We start from the raw sequence: 17,245 nt of genomic DNA on the forward strand, positions 1-17,245 counted from the left end.
GTCACCGGCCAGGGACACCGAACGGGTCACGGCGCAGTGAGCGGCAAACAGCCAACGCTAGCACGGGGCACTCCGGGGCCGCGCGGCCGATGTCACGGACTGCTCCGGAACCACCGAGTGGCCGGGACCGGGTCCTGGCCCGGTCCCGGCCACTCGGCGCACGTCCTTACTCGCGGTGTCCGATGGTGACGATGCCCTTCGTCCTGGCGCCGGTCTTGTTGTCGTAGAGGACGTCTCCGGTGGACTTCTTCCAGATCCTGATGCGGAAGGTGTCCGGGCCGTCGGTGGCGGTGACTCTGAAGGCGTAGCCGCTCTTGCCGCCCACCGTGCCGGTGCCCTGGTAGACGGCCCTGGAGCCGTTCACCACGAGCCAGTCGGAGCCGGTGGAGCGGAAGGTGAGCTTGGCCGGACCGAAGACGAACGTGGCCTTGCCGGTGGGTACGGTGGCTCCCTTCCGGTACTGGGCGGCCAAGGTGAACGCCGCCTTTCCGGTGAGCCCCGGCCTGCCCGGGCAGGCACCGGCCGGCGAGGTGATCGTGCCGGCGCCGGCGACGGGCCCGGCGGCACGGTCGTAGACGATCAGCTCGGCGAGCGTGGTGCTGTCCGAGCCCTGGTCGTCGTCGGTGACCGTGACGACCGGGCGGTGGATGCCCGCGTCGTCGTAGACGTGTGCGGCGCGGCAGCCGGAGTCGGTGACCGTGCCGGTCGTCGGCCGGCTGCCGTCCTTCCAGTCGACCGTGCAGGTGTGGCGGTCGCTCGTGCCCGGGTCGTCGAAGGACGCGGTGACGACGGCGGCCTTGCCCACCGAGAGGGGCGAGCCCGGGCCCTTGGCGGAGGTGATCGACGGGGCTGCGTTGGAGACCTCGACACTCGCGGTGTCGCTGCCGCGCCCGCCGGTCAGGGTGACCCGGAAGGTGCCGTCGTCGGTGCAGGTGAGGGTCGTGCGGGCCGCGGCGGGGTCCTCGACCGTGCACGGGGCGCCGTCCTGGACGGTCCACTTCGGCGTGCCCGCCCCGGAGTCGGTGCCGGCGAGCGTGATCGGCTCGCCCTCCGTGCCGGTGGCGTCCGGCCCTGCGTGGACGACGGTGACCGGGTCGATGCCGCCGAGGGTCGGGACGACCTTCTCGATCAGGCCGTCGGAGCCGAACTCCATTTTGTCGACGGTGGTTTCGCGGTGCGTGCCGTCTCCGCCGGGGATGGCGAAGCGGTGGTAGGCGATGTACCAGTCGTCGGTGCTGGGGACGTGGACGACGGAGTGGTGGCCCGGGCCCTTGATGCCCAGGGACAGGTCCTTCTCCAGGATGACGCCCTGCTTGGTCCACGGGCCGGTGGGTGAGGGGCCGGTCGCGTAGGCGACGCGGTAGTTCTCGTCCCGGGTGTCGTTCTCCGACCACATGAAGTAGTAGGTGCCCTTGCGCTTGATGACGAAGGTGCCCTCGTTGTAGCCGCTCGGGGTGATGTCCTTGACCTGCGCGGTGTCGATGGAGGTCATGTCGTAGCCCAGCGGGACGACATAGGCGCGGCCGTTGCCCCAGTAGAGGTACTGCTTGCCGTCGTCGTCGGTGAAGACCGCCGGGTCGATCATCTGGCCGCGGAAGTCACCGGCCTTCAGCAGTGGTTTGCCCAGGGCGTCCTTGAACGGCCCGGTGGGCGAGTCGGACACGGCGACGCCGATGTTCGCGTCGGCGCAGAAGTAGAAGTAGTACTTCCCGTCCTTCTCGGTCATCGCCGGCGCCCAGGCCCTGCTGTCCGCCCAGCTGACGTCGGGACCCAGGTCGAGGATGACGCCGTGGTCCTTCCAGTGGACCAGGTCCGTGGAGGAGTAGGCCTTGAACTGCGTGCCGCTCCAGCCCTCGAAGCCGTCGGTCGTCGGGTAGATGTAGAAGGTGTCGCCGAAGCGGACGATGTTCGGGTCGGCGTTCAGGCCCGGCAGGACCGGGGTCTTCATGATCAGCGCCGAGACCTTCCAGGTGCGCTTCTTGCCGTCCGACCCGGTGACCTCGTACGTCACCGGCTCGGTGAAGTCCCGCACGCTGCCGGAGGCGGGGCTGATCGTCGCGCCCTCGGCGAGCGTGAACTCGGGTGCCAGCGCGGTGAGATCGGTGCCCGCCTTCATCGGCAGGGTGATCGTGCCGCCGCCGTTGTCGATGAGCGCGTCGACCTTGAGCTGCGGGTGCGTCGCCTTGGCGATGCCCGCCGTGTTGCCGCTGAGTTCCATGACCTCGGCGCCCGTGAGGGCACGGTCGTAGATGCGGAAGTCGTCGGCCTCGCCGCCGAAGTACGGGTCGGCCGCGTACAGGGAGCGGCCGATGTAGCCGCTGTGGTCCTTGGCCGCGTCGTACAGCTCGGACGGCTTGATGGTGGTCGTCGTGCGGGCCGCCTCGACGCCGTCGGCGTACAGGACCATCGTGCCGGTGGCGCCGTCCAGCGTCACCGTGACGTGCCGCCACTGGCCGGGCGTGAGCTGCGAGCCGGCCGTCAGCTTCGACTCGGCTGACCAACTGGCCTTCGTGATGGCCGAGTAGAGGCTGGATCCGCCGTTGGACGGGGTGGCGAACAAGTACTTGTCACTGTCGGGTCCGAGCCCGAACAGCCACTGGAAGCTGCTGCCGCCCTTCCACTTGGCGTACGTCGACACCGTCACGCTGCCGGCGTTCTTCAGCACGCCGTTGGGGATCTTCACGTACGGCGAGTCCGAGCCGCCGGACATCTTGAACGAGCCGCCCTCGACACCGGTGCCGAAGTCGGGTGTGCGGACGTACGTGCCGTGGTGGCCGTGCCCGCTGGAGTCACGGGCGATGCTGCCGCCGGTCTCGTCGAAGTCGTAGTGCAGCAGCAGGTCCGCCGGGACGTCCGGTCCCTCGTCGGACACGGTGACCTCGGCCCGGACCGGGATCGCAGCGCCGCCCGGCAGACTGCCGGTGACGGTGAAGGTGCCGGCCTGGGCGTACTTCGACGCCGGGACGTCCTCCCAGGCGACGGAGACGGGCCGCTTGACGCCGTCGGCGTACTCGGCGATCACCGTGGCCGGCAGCACCGGCGCCCGGCCGACCCCGGTCTTCACGGAGACGTCCTCGACGCTCTTCACGATCTGGTCGGGCTGGTAGGCGCGCAGCAGCCGGTCGTACTCGGCCTGGGTGACCGGCAGCACGGTGCCGTGGCGGGGTTTGGCCGGCAGGTCGTAGCCGGTGGAGGGGGTCCAGGTGCCGGAGTCGAGGTCGGTCGTCTCGAAGGGGATGTAGCCGCGGCCGCCGAACTCGTCGAGGAACGCGTACCACTTCTCCTCGGTGTTCGACTTGAACACCAGCGGTCCCTCGGCGGCGTTCATCGCGCCCTTGCCGATGCCCTCGGCGACCGGAGTCCAGGCCGGGTCCAGGATCGAGTCGCTCTTCTCCTGGAAGATGAACTTGCTGTTGGGCGTGGAGGAGGTGTTGTTCCGCTCGTCCTTGGACAGGCGGTGGTACGTCCCGTCGTGCCGGATCATCGTGGAGTCGATGACCGAGTAGCCGCGGTCGATCCAGACCTTGGGCTCGCTGAAGGTGTAGAAGTCGCGGGTGGTGGCGTACATCATGCGGTTGTACGTGTCGCCGGAGTGGTCGGCGTTGTCGTACAGCTTCGACGCCCAGAACACGACGTACTCGCCGCGCTCGGCGTCATAGAACGCCTCCGGCGCCCAGGTGTTGCCCGCGCTGTCGGGTGAGACCCTGACCAGGCGCTGGTTCGTCCAGTGCACCAGGTCGGTGGACTCCCAGACCATGATGGACTTGCTGCCGGTGCGCTGGGAGGCGTCCCAGTCGCCGTTGCCGTAGATCCTGAGGTCGGTGGCGATCTGGTAGAACTTGTCGCCCTCCGGGGAGCGGATGATGAACGGGTCGCGCAGGCCCTTCTCGCCGAGCGTGGAGGTGAGGACCGGCTTTCCGTCGTTCAGCTCGCGCCAGTGCAGCGGGTCGTTGCCCTTGCTGAGGGCGGCGTAGAGCTGTTCGCCGTCGGAGGTGCCCTCGCCGGTGAAGTAGCTGAACATGTAGCCCTTGAGGGCCGCCTCGGCGGGCAGTTCGGGCACCTTGGCCGTCATGACGCGGGTCGCCTTCGCCTCGCCCTTGGTGACGGTGGCGGTCAGCTCGACGGTGGTGGCGCCGTCGCCGTGCGCGGGGCGGTGGACCTCGCCGCCGGCGGAGACGACGTCCGGCTTCGCGGAGGACCAGGTGACGGCCGTGCCGTACTTGCCGCCCTTGGGCAGGGTCAGGTTTCCGCGGGCGTCGTCGAGGTTGTGCACCGTGAGCGCCTCGGCGGCCTCCCGGGTGGCGGCGGCGTCGTCGAGTGCGGGCCGGACCGTGACGTCGAAGGTCTTGGTGCCGGTCACCGTGCCCTTCTTCAAGGTCGCGGTAAGCCGGGCGTGGCCGTCGGGTGAGCCGGCCTCGGGGCGGGTCACCTTGCCGGTGTCCGACACCACGGAGGGGTTGTCGCTGTCCCAGCTGATGGCGGAGCCGCCGGCCGGGCCGGTCTTCGGCAGGTCCAGGTCGGCGGTGACGCCGCTGGTGTCACCCAGGCTCAGAGCCTCCTTGTCGTCGGCGACGCCCTGGGTGGCGACGGGGAGGGAGAGCTGCTCGACCTCCGGGCCGTCCAGTGCCCGGTCGTACACCCGGAAGTCGCGGATCCGGCCCTTGAAGAGCTTGTCGCCGTCGTAGACGGACTTGCCGATGGAGTTGGCCCTGGTGGTGCCGGAGCCGATGGCGCCGGGTGTGGTGGTGACCGAGGTGTTGCGGCCGACCTCGACGCCGTCCTCGTAGAGCACGCCCGTGGAGCCGCTCTGGGCGTAGGTGATGTGCTTCCACACTCCGCGGGTCAGGTTGTGGGAGTCGGACGCCTTGGTGGTCTGCTCGGTGGACCAGTTGCCCGTCGCGACGGAGGTGCGGAAGGAGTTGCCCGTCGTGAACAGGTAGCCATTGCCGCTGCCCGCGCTGGTGTTGCCGAAGCCGTAGAGGAAGTAGGGCGTGCTCTGGGTGGAGTCGATCAGTACGTCCATGGAGACGGTGATCGCGTCCATGCCCTTCATGACGTCGTCCGGCACCTTGATGTAGGTGTCCGAGCCGTTGAAGGCGAGCCCCTGACCGGGTGCCGGCCAGTCGGCGGTGCCGCTGACCGTGCCGTTGCGGCCGTTGCCGGAGGCGTCGGGCACGGTGCCGCCGGCGTCGAGCTTGTACCACAGCGCCAGGCCGTCGGTGATGTCCGCGGCTTCGGCCGCCGGGGCCTCCGGGGCCGCCTGTGCGGAGACCGTGGGGCCGGCGAGGGTGAGCAGCATCGACGCGGCGGTCAGTCCGGCGAGAGGGCCCGCCCAACGTCTCGCGCGGCTGCGAAGTCGTGCGACGTGCGTCATGTCTTCTGAGGTCCTCTGCTGAGGCATGGCCGATGACGGACAGGGCGGCGGTACGGAAAGAGGTGGAGGAGCCGACGAGGCGGCGGCAAGTCCCGGCCGTGGGCCTGCCGTTACACGCAGGTGACGTGTGTTGCGAGAGTTTCAGTCGGCGCCCGGGGCAGCGTCAAGAGCTTTCGAACAATGTGCGACAGGTCGAACACGGGCGTCCGACTCGCGGTGGTTCACACGGTCGGACGCGCGGGTCAGCCGTCGCCCCTGGTGGCCACGACGGCCCAGGTGCGGTGCGGGACTTGGAGCACCTCACCGGGGAAGCGGTCGCCCAGCACCCGGCCGAGGGCCTCGTCGAAGCGGTCCACCTCGTCCGGCGTCAGGCTGGCGCCCACCCCGGCACTGGCCCGGATCCGCCCCCGCCACGCAGCGGGCGAGTAGGGCACGGCCAGGTCGAAGGAGAAGGTCTCGATGCCGGTGAAGCCCGCGGTGGCCAGGTCGGTCAGCCAGCGCGGGTACAGTCCGGTGCCGCCGCCCAGCGTCCACGCCGGGTTGAAGGAGAGGATCAGCTCCTCGGTCGCCTCGACCACGTTGCCCGGCAGGGGCAGCCAGTCGAAGTGGGCGATGACCACCCGGCCGCCGGGGCGCAGCAGCCGCCGTATCTCGGCAGTCGCCCTCGGCGCGTCGAACCAGTGCCAGCACTGGCCGGCCGCCACCACGTCGTACGAACCGTCCGGCAGCCCCGTGGACTCCGCCGAGCCGACGCGGTAGTCGGTCTCCACCCCGGCCTCCCGGTCGAGCTCCCGGGCTTGTTCGAGCAGCGGCGCGGCCGGGTCGAGGCCGGTCACCCGCGCTCCCGCCTGCGCGAACAGCCGGGCCAGGGTGCCGGTGCCGGTCCCGAGGTCGAGGACGTCCTTGCCGGGGAAGGCGATGCCGTGCCGGTACAGGTGGGTCACGACCTCCGGTGGGAAGCCGGCGCGGTGGCGGCCGTAATCCTGCGCGGTGAGCCCGAAGTCGGGACGGAACGTGCTGGTCATGGCGGGTCTCCATTCCCCTCGGTGGTCGCGGTTCCAGGATCGGGCATCGATCGGGAACGGGAACCCGGGGGTTCCGCTGTTCCAGGGGGCCTCCCGGCCGACGCCCCGGCTGTGTCGGACGGCCGGCGCGCAGGGGTTCAGCCATGCTGGGGCAGGTGGCACCCCCTCCCCACGACAAGGAGCCCCGTATGCCCACGGACACCCTCGGACGATTCCTGGCAGCTCTGGCCCCGGAACACCGCGAGGCGGTCGGCGCCAGGCCGCGCGAGGAGCAGGAGCGGCTCGCGGCGGCCTGGGAACGGGAGCTGGAGGCGGACGACGGACTCGACACCCTCGACGAACTGTCGCCCCCGGCGGCAGAGGCCGAAGCGGCCCGCCGCGTGCTGGACCGCGAGACCGACTAGAGCGCGCGGGCTTCCCCACCGCCCCGCCATCGCTTCGGGACCGCCCCGGCCGTCGGGACACCGCCGAGCAGCAGGATTGTCCGTGATCGGTAACAGACGGATCCGCCGGCCGCCGTCCGCCCTCTTGCCCTGTGCACGGGCATCACGGCGACGGCGAAGGAACAGAAGACATGGTGGGAAACGGCGGACGGGGATGGTACGCCAAAGTGCTGGCGGCGGCGCTCGGGGTGACCGCGGTTGCAGGCCTGACCTCGTTCTGGAACGCGCAACTCGGTGCTGCCGAGGGACGACCCGACCGGGGCGTGGCGGCGCCTGCCGCCCCGTCGCAGGGCCGGAAGGCGGCGCCCGTGAAGGCGGGCATCGTGCACGCCTCGGACGCCGGTGCCCGTGGCGTCAACATCACCATCGACGACGGTCCGGACCCCGTCTGGACACCTGAAGTGCTCCAGGTGCTGCGGGACCACGGTGTGAAGGCCACGTTCTGCATGGTGGGCACGCAGGCTCGCGCCCACCCCGACCTGGTCAAGGCGGTCGTGGCGGCCGGGCACCGGCTCTGCGACCACACGGTCTCGCACGACGTCACCATGGACCACAAGTCCACGGCGTATCAGACGGACCAGATCAGGGACGCCGAGCGCATGATCACCGAGGCCTCCGGAGGTGTCCGCCCGCTGTACTACCGGGCTCCCGGAGGGGCCTTCACCCCCTCCAGCCGTCATCTCGCCGCGTCCCGCGGCATGCGCCCGCTCGGCTGGAACATCGACTCCAAGGACTTCGAGCGCCCCGGCGCGAACGCCATCGTCGCCACCGTCAAGAACGAGATCTCCAACGGCCCGACGCTCCTCTTCCACGACGCGGGGGGAGACCGCTCGCAGACCGTCGCCGCCCTGCGGGAGCTCCTTCCGTGGCTGAAGGAGCAGGGGTACTCCTTCGGTTTCCCCGTGCGCTGACGCCCGTCCGGCCTCCGGCACGGTCGGGTCGAGGAACTCCCCCGGGCGGCTCCGCCGGCCGCTACCGGCCTTCGGGGGAATTCCGGGCCCGCCTCGCGGTCCGACGGCCCCGGGGTGGTACGGGCATGAGATGTCGACGCCCCCCGATCCACCCGCCTCGGCGCTGCCGCGCCCGAACGACGCCGAGTCGCGCGTACCGGACGTGCTGCGGACCGCCGCCGCGTACGCCTGGCGGCTGATCGCGGTCGGCATCGTCGTCCGGTTCGCCTTCTCCGTGCTCGGCGAGTTCCACCGGATCGCCGTCGCCGTGTTCCTCGGTCTCGTCATCACCGCCGTGCTCCGCCCGGTGGCCGGTCTGCTGGCCCGGTTCATGCCCCGGCCGCTCGCGGTCGCCGCCGCGCTCCTCGGCGGCATCGTCCTCGTCCTCGGGGCGCTGGCCCTGGTGGGTGAGACCGTGGCGGACCAGCGGACCGGGCTGGAGAAGGAGTTCGTGGCGGGGATCGACCGGATCGAGCGACGGCTGGAGGAACCGCCCTTCCGGCTGCCCGCGGACGCGTTCGACGATCTCCAGTCCCGGATCGGCAAGCTCTTGTCGGAGCACCGCTCCACCCTCATCAGTACGGCGGTCAGCGGCGCGAGCCGGCTGGTCGAGGTGCTGACCGTGCTCGCGCTGGCCCTGTTCTGCGCGGTCTTCTTCACGCACTCCGGCGAGAAGCAGTGGCAGTGGCTGTGCGACCAGCTCCCCGTCCGGGCCCGGCAGCGGTTCGCGGTCGGGGCCGGGGCGGCCTGGCGGACCTTCACCGGTTACACGCACGGCATCCTGCTGGTGGCGGCGACCAACGCGGTCCTCGTGGGCATCGCGCTGTTCGCCCTCGGGGTGCCGCTGGCCGTGCCGTTGGCCCTGCTGGAGTTCCTCGCGGCGTTCATCCCGCTGATCGGCTCGCCCGTCGCCCTGGCGGTCGCCGCCGTCGTCGCCCTGGCGTCGAAGGGGCCGCTGATCGCCCTGGTGGTCGTAGCTCTGATCGTGGTCATCGGCCAGATCGAGGGCCACCTCCTGCATCCCATCGTGATGAGCTGGGCCGTCCGGTTGCACCCGGTGGTGGTCGCCCTGGCGGTGGTCGGCGGGGCCGTCGCGGCGGGGGTGATCGGTGCGGTGGTGGCCGTACCGCTGGTGGCCGTGGTGTGGTCCGTGTACCAGGCGCTGCGGGGCGGTACGGGCGGTCCGGCCCGGGGCGCTGCTCCGGCGGGCTGAGCCGGAGCGCCACCCCCGGTCTCGCCCGGTGCCCCTGTTCTCAGGACAGTTGTTCCTTCAGCCATCCCAGGACGTCCGGCGTCACGGGGTCGGTGATGTCGGCGAACCCGTCATGGCGCTTGAGGTACGACGCGACGTACGGGCAGACCGGCACGATCCGCTTGCCGGACGCGCGCACGTCGGCGAGCGCCGACCGGACCAGCTGCCCGGCCAGGCCCTGGCCGGCGAAGTCGTCGTCGATCTCCGTGTGGAAGAAGACGCGCTGCTCCCCGCGGTCGCGGTAGGCCGTCAGCCCGGCACGGCGTCCGTCGACCAGGATCGCGTACAGCTGCTCGGTGTCCGACCGCTGAACGGCGGGGACGGCGGAGGTCTGGCTCATCGGGTGCCTTTCATGAAGCGTGGCAAGGGAGTTGAGCGGCGCGGGTGCCCGCCCCGTCCGGAACTCAGCGGCGGGCGGGGTTCCGGCGTGGTGCGATGACGGCGTTCGGCAGGGCCGGTGCGGGCAGGCGGCGTCCGGCGTGGCCCTCGACGGCGCCGAAGCGGTCGGAGCCCGCCTGCCAGTCCTCCCGGGCCCGGACGATGTCCTCGTGGCTGCGGCCGATGAAGTTCCACCACATGACGATCTCCTCCTCGAAGGGAGGGCCGCCGAGCAGGACGACGCGCGCGGGGGCGTCGGACTCGTTGGCCACCGTCAGGGTGTCGGCGCCGCAGGGGACGTAGCCCAGTTCCGCAGGGCGCAGCGGGGTGCCGATGATGCGGACGTCCCCGCTGTCCACGAGGAGACCGTGCTCGAAGGCGGTGTCCACGGAGAGGGTGACCGCCGCCTGCGGTTCGAGGACGATCTCGGCGCCGAGCAGGGCCGTGAACGTCCGCACCGGTGAGGTGCTGCCGGCGAGCGAGCCGAGGAAGACCTTGATCTCGGCGCCGTCGAGCCGCACGGGTTCCGGCACGTGGTGCTGGAAGTCGCGGGCGGCGTTCCGGTGTTCCCCGGGCAGCGCCACCCACAGCTGGACGCCGTGGAGCACGGTGGTGTCCGGGGTGGAGACCTCCGAGTGGGCGATGCCGTACCCGCCGGTCATGAGGTTCATCTCGCCGGGCCGGATCAGGGCGCGGGAGCCGAGGGAGTCGCGGTGCTCGATCTCCCCGCTGAACAGCCAGCTCACCGTCTGCAGGCCGGTGTGCGGATGCGGGGGCACGTCCATGCCCGTCGCACCGGCGTCGACCGGGCCGTAGTGATCGGCGAAGCACCAGGCTCCGATCAGTGTCCTGGCCCGCTGCGGCAGTGTCCGGCGCACGAGCAGGGCACGAGGCCCGCCCAGCGGCACCTCCCGCGCCGACAGCACGTCGACCCGGGGTGCCGTGGCCGGCCGGTCGCCGTCGACGGCCGTTCCGCACCTCAGCGCGGCCGGGTCGGTTTCGACATTGCTCACCGGGACCACCTCTCACCCGTTCTAGTTGTCACATCAACTAGGATGCCACGCAGGCAGACTGACGGCCACAGCGCATGGAGGCGTGGAGTGAGCGACGGAACCACCGGTCCGGGGTCCCGGAGGATCTTCATCGACAAGCAGAGCCCTAAGGCCTTCCACGCCCTGGTGCAGGCCTCGGAGGCGGTCCGCACGACGGCCGCGGAGGCGGATCTCGACCGGACGACGGTCGAACTGATCAACCTCCGCGTCTCCCAGCTGAACGGCTGCGCCTTCTGCCTCGACCTGCATACGAGGAAAGCCCTGCGGGCGGGCGAGTCGCCGCAGCGGCTGGCGGTCCTGCCGGCCTGGCGGGACACGGAGGTGTTCACCCCCGCCGAGCGCGCGGCGCTCCAGCTCGCGGAGGCGACGAACGATCCGGCGGACACCGCCGCGCAGACGGACGCCTACGCGACGGCCCGGCAGGTGCTGACCGACGACCAGATCTCCGCCGCGATCTGGGTGGCGATCACCATCGGCGCGTTCAACCGGGTGTCGATCCTGAGCCGGCATCCGGTGCGGCCGCACGCGACGGACCAGCCGTGAGGGCACCGAGGGCGGGGCACCGGCGGCACCGCGCTCATCCGCCCGGCTCCTCCCGGCTCAGGACGGGTCCTCGTCCATCCTGCGGATGACACGCTCGGAGATCTCGGTCAGCACCCGCAGTTCGGCGGGCGTGACGTGGTCCATGAACAGCTCACGCACCGCCTCGACGTGGCGGGGCGCGGCGGCCTCGACGGCCTCGCGCCCCGCGTCCGTGATCACCACGAACGCGCCGCGCCCGTCCTCGGGACACTCCTCCCGGACGACCATGCCCCGTCCGGCCATCCGCGCGATGTGGTGGGACATCCGGCTCTTCTCCCACTCCAGCGCCCGGGCCAGATCCTGGTAGCGCTGCCGCCCTCGCGGACTGTCCGTCAGGTGCACCAGCACCGCGAAATCCGCCGGCGACACCTTCGACTCGGACTGCAGCAGGCGCCCGAGCCGCCCGCCGAGCCGCTCGTGCAGCCGGACGAATCCGCGCCACGCGCGCTGCTCCTCCGGCGTCAGCCATCGCACCGTCTCCGCCATGAGAGAAAGTGTAGGCATCGTTGACACGTCATCGAAGGGGCGAGGTCCGGTTGGCGCGTCACCGTTCCCGCCGCGCCGCCGTCCGGGCCGGCACCGCGGCGGGAGCGCGGTCAGACTCCGCAGTACTGGCGCAGGTACGCGCCGGTGACGGAGGCCTCGTCCTTCAGCAGGTCGCTCGGGGTACCGGTGAAGACGACCTCGCCGCCGTGCTTGCCACCGTCGGGGCCGAGGTCGACGACCCAGTCGGCCTGCCGTACGACGTCGAGGTTGTGCTCGATGACCACGACGGTGTTGCCGCGGTCGACCAGCCGGTTCAGCAGGCCCACGAGGGTGTCGACGTCCGACATGTGCAGTCCGGTCGTCGGCTCGTCGAGGACGTGGACGGCCCCCGTCCGGTGCAGGTGGGCGACCAGCTTCAGCCGCTGGCGCTCACCGCCCGACAGCGTGCTCAGCGGCTGGCCCAGGGTGAGGTAGCCCAGCCCCACCTCCAGCAGCCCGGCCAGTTTGCCGTGCACCTCGGGCTCGTGGAAGAACGCCACGGCGTCCTCGGCGGACATCTCCAGCACGTCCGCGATGGACCGGCCGCGCAGCGTGTGCGCCAGCACGTCGTCCTTGAACCGCCTGCCCTCACAGGCCTCACAGCGCGTCCGCACCGGATCCATGTAGGCGAGCTCGGTGACGATCTCGCCGCGGCCCTTGCACTCGTCGCAGGCGCCCGCCGAGTTGAAGCTGAACAGGGAGACCGGCGTCTTGGTCGCCTTGGCGAACAGCTTGCGGATCGCGTCCATCACGTCGAGGTGGCTGGCGGGAGTGGAACGCGAGGACGCCTTGATGGGCGACTGGTCCACGAAGACGGACTCGGGGTGGGCGGCCATGAAGGCACCGGCCATCAGGGAGCTCTTGCCCGAGCCCGCCACGCCCGTCACCGCGGTGAGCGTGCCGGTGGGGATGCCCACGGAGACGTTCTTCAGGTTGTGCAGGGCGGCGTTCTCCACGCGCAGTTCACCGGTCGGCTCACGCACCGGCTCCTTGACTCCCCCGATGGCGCGCAGTCCGGCGCCCGTGGGGGTGTCGGCCTGCCGGAGGGCGTCGAAGGACCCCTCGAAGACGACTTCGCCGCCGTGCACACCGGCGCCGGGTCCCATGTCGACGACGTGGTCGGCGATGGCGATCACGTCCGGGTCGTGCTCGACGACCACGATCGTGTTGCCCTTGTCGCGCAGCTCGCGCAGCATGTCGTTGAGCCGGCCCACGTCCCGCGGGTGCAGCCCGGTGCTCGGCTCGTCGAACACGTACGTCATCCCGACGAGGCTGCTGCTGAGGTGGCGTACGGTCTTCAGGCGCTGTGCCTCGCCCCCGGACAGGGAGGTCGTCGCACGGTCCAGGGAGAGATAGCCCAGGCCGACCGTCTCGATCCGCCGGAGCGCCGTGACGACGCCCTCGGCGATGGCGCCGGCCACCGGGTCGTCGACCGCTGTGAGGACCTCGATCAGGTCGCTGACCTCCATGCGCGTCCAGTCGGCGATGGTGTGGGACCCGGCCCTGGCCTCGAGGGCGGTCGGGTTCAGGCGCGCTCCGCGGCAGGCCTCGCACACGCCCAGGGTGATGAACCGTTCGACGTTGGCCCGCCCCCGCTCACTGAGCGAGCTCAGGTCGCGCTTGAGGTTCGTACGGGCGAACCGCGCCACGACTCCCTCGTAGTTGAGGGTCGCCGTGCTGTTCGCCGTGCTCACGGTGACCTTGCCGCCGCTGCCGTACAGCAGCATCTGCCACTCGTCGTCGGTGTAGTCGCTCAGGCGCTTGGCGTTGTCGAAGTGGCCGGAGTTGGCGTACTGCTGCCAGTCCATGCTCCCCACCTTGTGGGTGGGGAGCTGGATGGCGCCCTCGTCGAGGGACTTGGACCGGTCGAGCATCCGGTCCACGTCGACGCGGCGTGCCTGGCCGAGTCCGTCGCACTCCGCGCACATCCCCTGCGGGTCGTTGAAGGAGTAGAGGGACGGCGCGTTGCAGGGCGTGGCCAGGCGGGAGAAGAGCACGCGCACGCTGGAGTAGATGTCGGTCATCGTGCCCACCGTGGAGCGGGCGTTCCCGCCGACCGGCTTCTGGTCGACCACGACCGGTGAGGTCAGGTTGGCGATGACGTCCGCGTGCGGGCGCTGGTACTTGGGCAGCTGGTTGCGGATGAACCAGCTGAACGTGCCGTTCAGCTGCCGTTGCGCCTCCACCGCGATGGTGTCGAACACCACGGAGGACTTGCCCGAACCCGACACGCCCGTGAAGACGGTGATCTTGTTCTTGGGCAGTCGTAAGGAGACGTCCTTGAGGTTGTTCTCACGGGCGCCGACGATGACGATGTCGTCTTCTGTGTTTCGCATGCGACGGTGTACCGGAAGGCCTTTCAGTTCATCGGAACGGGTTGAGGACGGCGGGGCCGATCGCCCGCCGCCGTTCGGGGTCGGTCACTCCGAGCCCCTCGCGCGGCGCGAGGCACAGGACGCCCACCTTGCCGGTGTGCTGGTTGAGCTGGACCCTGCGGGCCGCCTCGCCGACCTCGTCCAGGGGGTGCACCTCGGACAGCACGGGCACGAGCTTGCCGAGGTCGAACAGCCGGTTGCACTCGGACTGTTCCATGAGGTTGGCGGCGTGGCTGCCGACGACGCGCTTGGAGTGCATCCACAGGTAGCGGTTGTCGAACTCGTGCCGGTAGCCGGTGCTGGAGCCGCAGGTGACGACCGTGCCGCCGCGCCGCAGCACGAAGACGGAGAGCCCGAAGGTGGCCCTGCCGACGTAGTCGAAGACGACGGCGGGGTCTTCCCCGACCGCCTTGCGGATGGCCCGTCCGAGCCGCTTGCCCTGGGCCGTGATCTCCTCACCCGTGCCACCGCCGCCGAGCCCGAGTTCCGTGCGGTCCAGGACCACGTCGCAGCCGAGGGCGCGCACCGCACGGGCCTTGTCGGGTGAGCCGACCACGGCTACGGGTATGCCGCCCGCCTGCTTGACCAACTGCACCGCGAACGCGCCCAGTCCGCCGGCCGCGCCCCAGATCAGCACGACGTCGCCGAGCTTGATCCGGGCACCCTTGTCGCTGATCAGCATGCGGTAGGAGGTGGCCGCGGTGAGCATGGAACTCCCGGCCTCCTCCCAGGTGAGGTGCCCCGGCTTCGGAAGCAGCTGGCTGGCCTTCACCACGGCGTAGTGGGCGAGGCCGCCGAAGTTGGTCTCGTACCCCCAGATGCGCTGGCCCGACCCCAGCATGGCGTCGCCGTGCGTCGCCGGCTCGTGGTCGTCGACCTGGACGCAGCTGACCACCACGTGGTCGCCGACGGCCCACCGGGCGACGGCGGCACCGGTGCGCACCACCACGCCCGCCGCGTCCGAACCGACCACGTGGTACGGCAGGTCGTGGCGTGCCGCGAAACCGCCCTGCCTGCCGAGGCGTTCCAGGAAGCCGAAGGTGGGCAGCGGCTCGAAGGTCGCCGACCAGACGGTGTTGTAGTTGACGGCGCTCGCCATCACGGCCACCAGCACTTCGTCCGGGGCCGGTTCGGGCAGGGGCACGTCGTCGACGCGGAGCGTCTTGCGCACGTCCTTGTCGTCGACGCCGGCGAAGGTCCCGGTGTCCTCGGCCCGCAGGCACGCGGCCCGGTAACTCCGCGGCAGGGGGATGTTCCGCAGCTCTTCGGCGGGGGCGTCCGCCAGCACCGCCGCGCTCAGCTCGTCCACGGGCACCGCTCCTCTCGTCTCGTCGGCCGGTCGATGGCGTCCGGCGCTGTGGCGCGCCGGGGTGTCATGCCGCCGGCGCGCCGTCACCGAGGTAGCGCTGCCGCTCCACGTACAGCTCGGAGCTGCTCTCGGCCAGCTGCCGCAGCTCCTCCACGTGCTCCCGGAACCCCGGCTGCGTGACCGCGGCCCGCAGCGCCGGGGCGTTCTCCCAGCGCGCGATGTTCACGTAGCGCTTGGGGTCGTCGACGTCGCGCGACAGGGTGTAGCCGAGAATGCCCGGCTGCACCGTCATGAACTCGGCGACGCGGGCGAACGCCTTCTCGAAGGCGTCCGGATCGCCGGAGACGGTGAAGCGGTTGACGAACGTGACACTTCCCGCGCGGTCGCCCGGAGCGGACATGGTGGTCTCCTCGTGAGGTCGGGAACGCTGAGGTCAGGACGGTGCTCAGTGTCGGAACGCGGTCTCGAGGTCCGGTCGAAGTCCGGCGGACAGCGCGTGCAGGCAGGCGACGAGGCTGCGGGCCTCCACGTTGAGGTAGTGGCTGTGGCAGAGCAGCTCGGACAGCTGCGCCATCGTCACCCACCGGTAGCCGTCCCGCGGGGTGTCGTGGTCCTCGTCGGTCTCGACGACGACGTACCGGTTGCGGGCCCGGAAGAACCGCCCCCCTTCCTCGGCGAGGACGGTGTCGAAGCGGATCTGGTCCGGCCGCGCGGAGAGCACCTCGGCCAGGTACGGGGGCCGGGCGCCGGGCGGCAGTACGTCGTAGTTGGACGGCGTGCACTGCACCGTCGGGGCCAGTTCGGCGGTGTCGACGAACCCGGGCTGGGCCTTGGCCTGCACCAGCAGGTGCAGGACACCCTCCCGCTGCCGCACCAGGAAAGCGCACACGCCCTGGTCGCACGGCTCGATCAGGGGCTGGGACCAGCTGCGGACCTCACGCCCCGCCGCCGAGACGGTCACGCCCATCACGCTGAAGAACGCTCCGTCCTCGTGCACGATCCGGCCGTCCGTGACCCGCCAGCGGTCCACGTCGCGCAGCGGGACGGGGAGGACGCGGTCCTCGCGGCCCGACCGGAATCCGCTCAGCCAGTTGAGCAGTTCCCTGGTCTCCTGCCGGTCCGTGGCCCCGGGCTCGCAGGAGCGGACCAGGGCGGCCGTGAAGGGATCGGGGGCGGGCCCGCCGTGCAGGTCCGAGAGGCCCGCCGCGGCGAACGGCAGGCAGGACAGCACGGTGCGCGCGTCCATGTTCACCAGGTCGTCCACGGCCAGCAGCCGGTGCAACTGCCCCAACGTCAGCCAGCAGAAGCCGTCCAGGGTCTCGACGTCCTCCGTGACGAGCACCACCATGTTGCGGTTGCGTTTGCGGTAGAACCAGGCGCCCTGCTCGGACTGGCGGACATCGGCCAGCACCTGGTGGCGCGAGCTGTCGAGGAAGTGGTCGAGGTAGGGCACCCGGCTGCCGCCGTGCACCCGGGTGAAGTTGCTGCGGGTCGCCTGCACGGTCGGTGACAGCTGCAGCCCGCCGGGGTTGCCCGGCTCGTTCTTGGCCTGCATCAGGAAGTGCAGCACGCCGTCGAACTCCTTGGCGAGGATGCCGAGGACGCCCACTTCCGGCTGGTCGAGAATCGGCTGCCGCCACCGGCTGACCGGCGCGCCCGGGGTGTGCACCTCCAGCCCGGTCACGGTGTAGAACCGTCCGGACTCGTGGCGCAGGTCGCCGGTGGCCGGGTCGGTGCGCCAGCCACGGAGCGCGTCCAGGGGTACCACCCCCACCTCCATCGCGAACCGCCGTCCGCAGTCGGTGAACCAATCGTGAAAGGCGTCCAGGTCCGCGAGGTGACCGGAGGTCGCCAGGGCGGACCGTGCGATCCGCAGGGACGGGGAGTCCCCGGGGGACTCCGGCCGGCGTGCGGCCGACGGGACGGTTGCGGTCAAGGCGGACTCCCGAGTGCCTGATGGCCCGACAGGTCGTCCGCCAC

At 70.9% G+C, this 17,245-nt stretch carries 13 protein-coding genes; 4 read left to right on the top strand and 9 right to left on the bottom strand.

All coding sequences use genetic code 11. The features are described from left to right. Positions 1-166 precede the first annotated feature (166 nt). A complete protein-coding gene (locus HNR57_RS23365) occupies positions 167-5,374 on the bottom strand; it encodes a family 43 glycosylhydrolase (protein ID WP_184562486.1) in 5,208 nt (1,735 codons plus the stop codon). Positions 5,375-5,616: 242 nt separating this feature from the next. Further along, positions 5,617-6,399 (bottom strand): class I SAM-dependent methyltransferase, encoded by a 783-nt coding sequence (locus tag HNR57_RS23370; protein ID WP_184562488.1) that lies wholly within the window; start codon positions 6,397-6,399, stop codon positions 5,617-5,619. A gap of 188 nt (positions 6,400-6,587) precedes the next feature. On the opposite strand from HNR57_RS23370, the gene HNR57_RS23375 reads away from it, so the two are divergent. The 3 genes from HNR57_RS23375 (at position 6,588) to HNR57_RS23385 (ending at position 9,005) form a co-directional block, all read left to right on the top strand. Next, on the top strand, positions 6,588-6,803 hold the full coding sequence (locus tag HNR57_RS23375) for a hypothetical protein (RefSeq protein WP_184562490.1): 216 nt from the start codon (positions 6,588-6,590) through the stop codon (positions 6,801-6,803). 170 nt (positions 6,804-6,973) lie between these two features. Continuing rightward, positions 6,974-7,753 (top strand): polysaccharide deacetylase family protein, encoded by a 780-nt coding sequence (locus HNR57_RS23380; protein ID WP_184562492.1) that lies wholly within the window; start codon positions 6,974-6,976, stop codon positions 7,751-7,753. A gap of 130 nt (positions 7,754-7,883) precedes the next feature. Next, positions 7,884-9,005, top strand: coding sequence for an AI-2E family transporter (locus tag HNR57_RS23385; protein ID WP_184562494.1), 1,122 nt, complete (start codon positions 7,884-7,886; stop codon positions 9,003-9,005). A gap of 40 nt (positions 9,006-9,045) precedes the next feature. Here the strand turns inward: HNR57_RS23385 and HNR57_RS23390 are convergent, their stop codons facing one another. Continuing rightward, positions 9,046-9,384, bottom strand: coding sequence for a GNAT family N-acetyltransferase (locus tag HNR57_RS23390; RefSeq protein WP_184562496.1), 339 nt, complete (start codon positions 9,382-9,384; stop codon positions 9,046-9,048). A 64-nt stretch (positions 9,385-9,448) separates the two neighbouring features. Continuing rightward, the gene (locus HNR57_RS23395) at positions 9,449-10,435 is read right to left on the bottom strand and encodes a pirin family protein (RefSeq protein WP_184562498.1); all 987 of its coding nucleotides are present in this window, start codon (positions 10,433-10,435) and stop codon (positions 9,449-9,451) included. Positions 10,436-10,522: 87 nt separating this feature from the next. Between HNR57_RS23395 and HNR57_RS23400 the strand changes: the two genes are divergently transcribed. Then, entirely contained in the window at positions 10,523-11,017 is a 495-nt protein-coding gene (locus HNR57_RS23400) for a carboxymuconolactone decarboxylase family protein (protein ID WP_313674495.1), read from the top strand. 57 nt (positions 11,018-11,074) lie between these two features. Here HNR57_RS23400 and HNR57_RS23405 read toward each other — a convergent pair whose 3' ends face one another. The 5 genes from HNR57_RS23405 to HNR57_RS23425 form a co-directional block, all read right to left on the bottom strand. Further along, positions 11,075-11,542, bottom strand: coding sequence for a MarR family winged helix-turn-helix transcriptional regulator (locus tag HNR57_RS23405; RefSeq protein WP_184562502.1), 468 nt, complete (start codon positions 11,540-11,542; stop codon positions 11,075-11,077). A 110-nt stretch (positions 11,543-11,652) separates the two neighbouring features. Beyond that, on the bottom strand, positions 11,653-13,917 hold the full coding sequence (locus HNR57_RS23410; RefSeq protein ID WP_184562505.1) for an ATP-binding cassette domain-containing protein: 2,265 nt from the start codon (positions 13,915-13,917) through the stop codon (positions 11,653-11,655). Between the two features lie 28 nt (positions 13,918-13,945). Then, on the bottom strand, positions 13,946-15,265 hold the full coding sequence (ccrA, locus tag HNR57_RS23415) for a crotonyl-CoA carboxylase/reductase (protein ID WP_184562507.1): 1,320 nt from the start codon (positions 15,263-15,265) through the stop codon (positions 13,946-13,948). 64 nt (positions 15,266-15,329) lie between these two features. Further along, positions 15,330-15,665, bottom strand: a complete 336-nt coding sequence (locus HNR57_RS23420) for an antibiotic biosynthesis monooxygenase family protein (protein ID WP_184562509.1) — start codon at positions 15,663-15,665, stop codon at positions 15,330-15,332. Between the two features lie 45 nt (positions 15,666-15,710). Then, on the bottom strand, positions 15,711-17,201 hold the full coding sequence (locus tag HNR57_RS23425; protein ID WP_184562511.1) for an NDP-hexose 2,3-dehydratase family protein: 1,491 nt from the start codon (positions 17,199-17,201) through the stop codon (positions 15,711-15,713). Positions 17,202-17,245: the final 44 nt, after the last annotated feature.

This window comes from Streptomyces paradoxus, assembly GCF_014202475.1.
GTDB lineage: Bacteria > Actinomycetota > Actinomycetes > Streptomycetales > Streptomycetaceae > Streptomyces > Streptomyces paradoxus.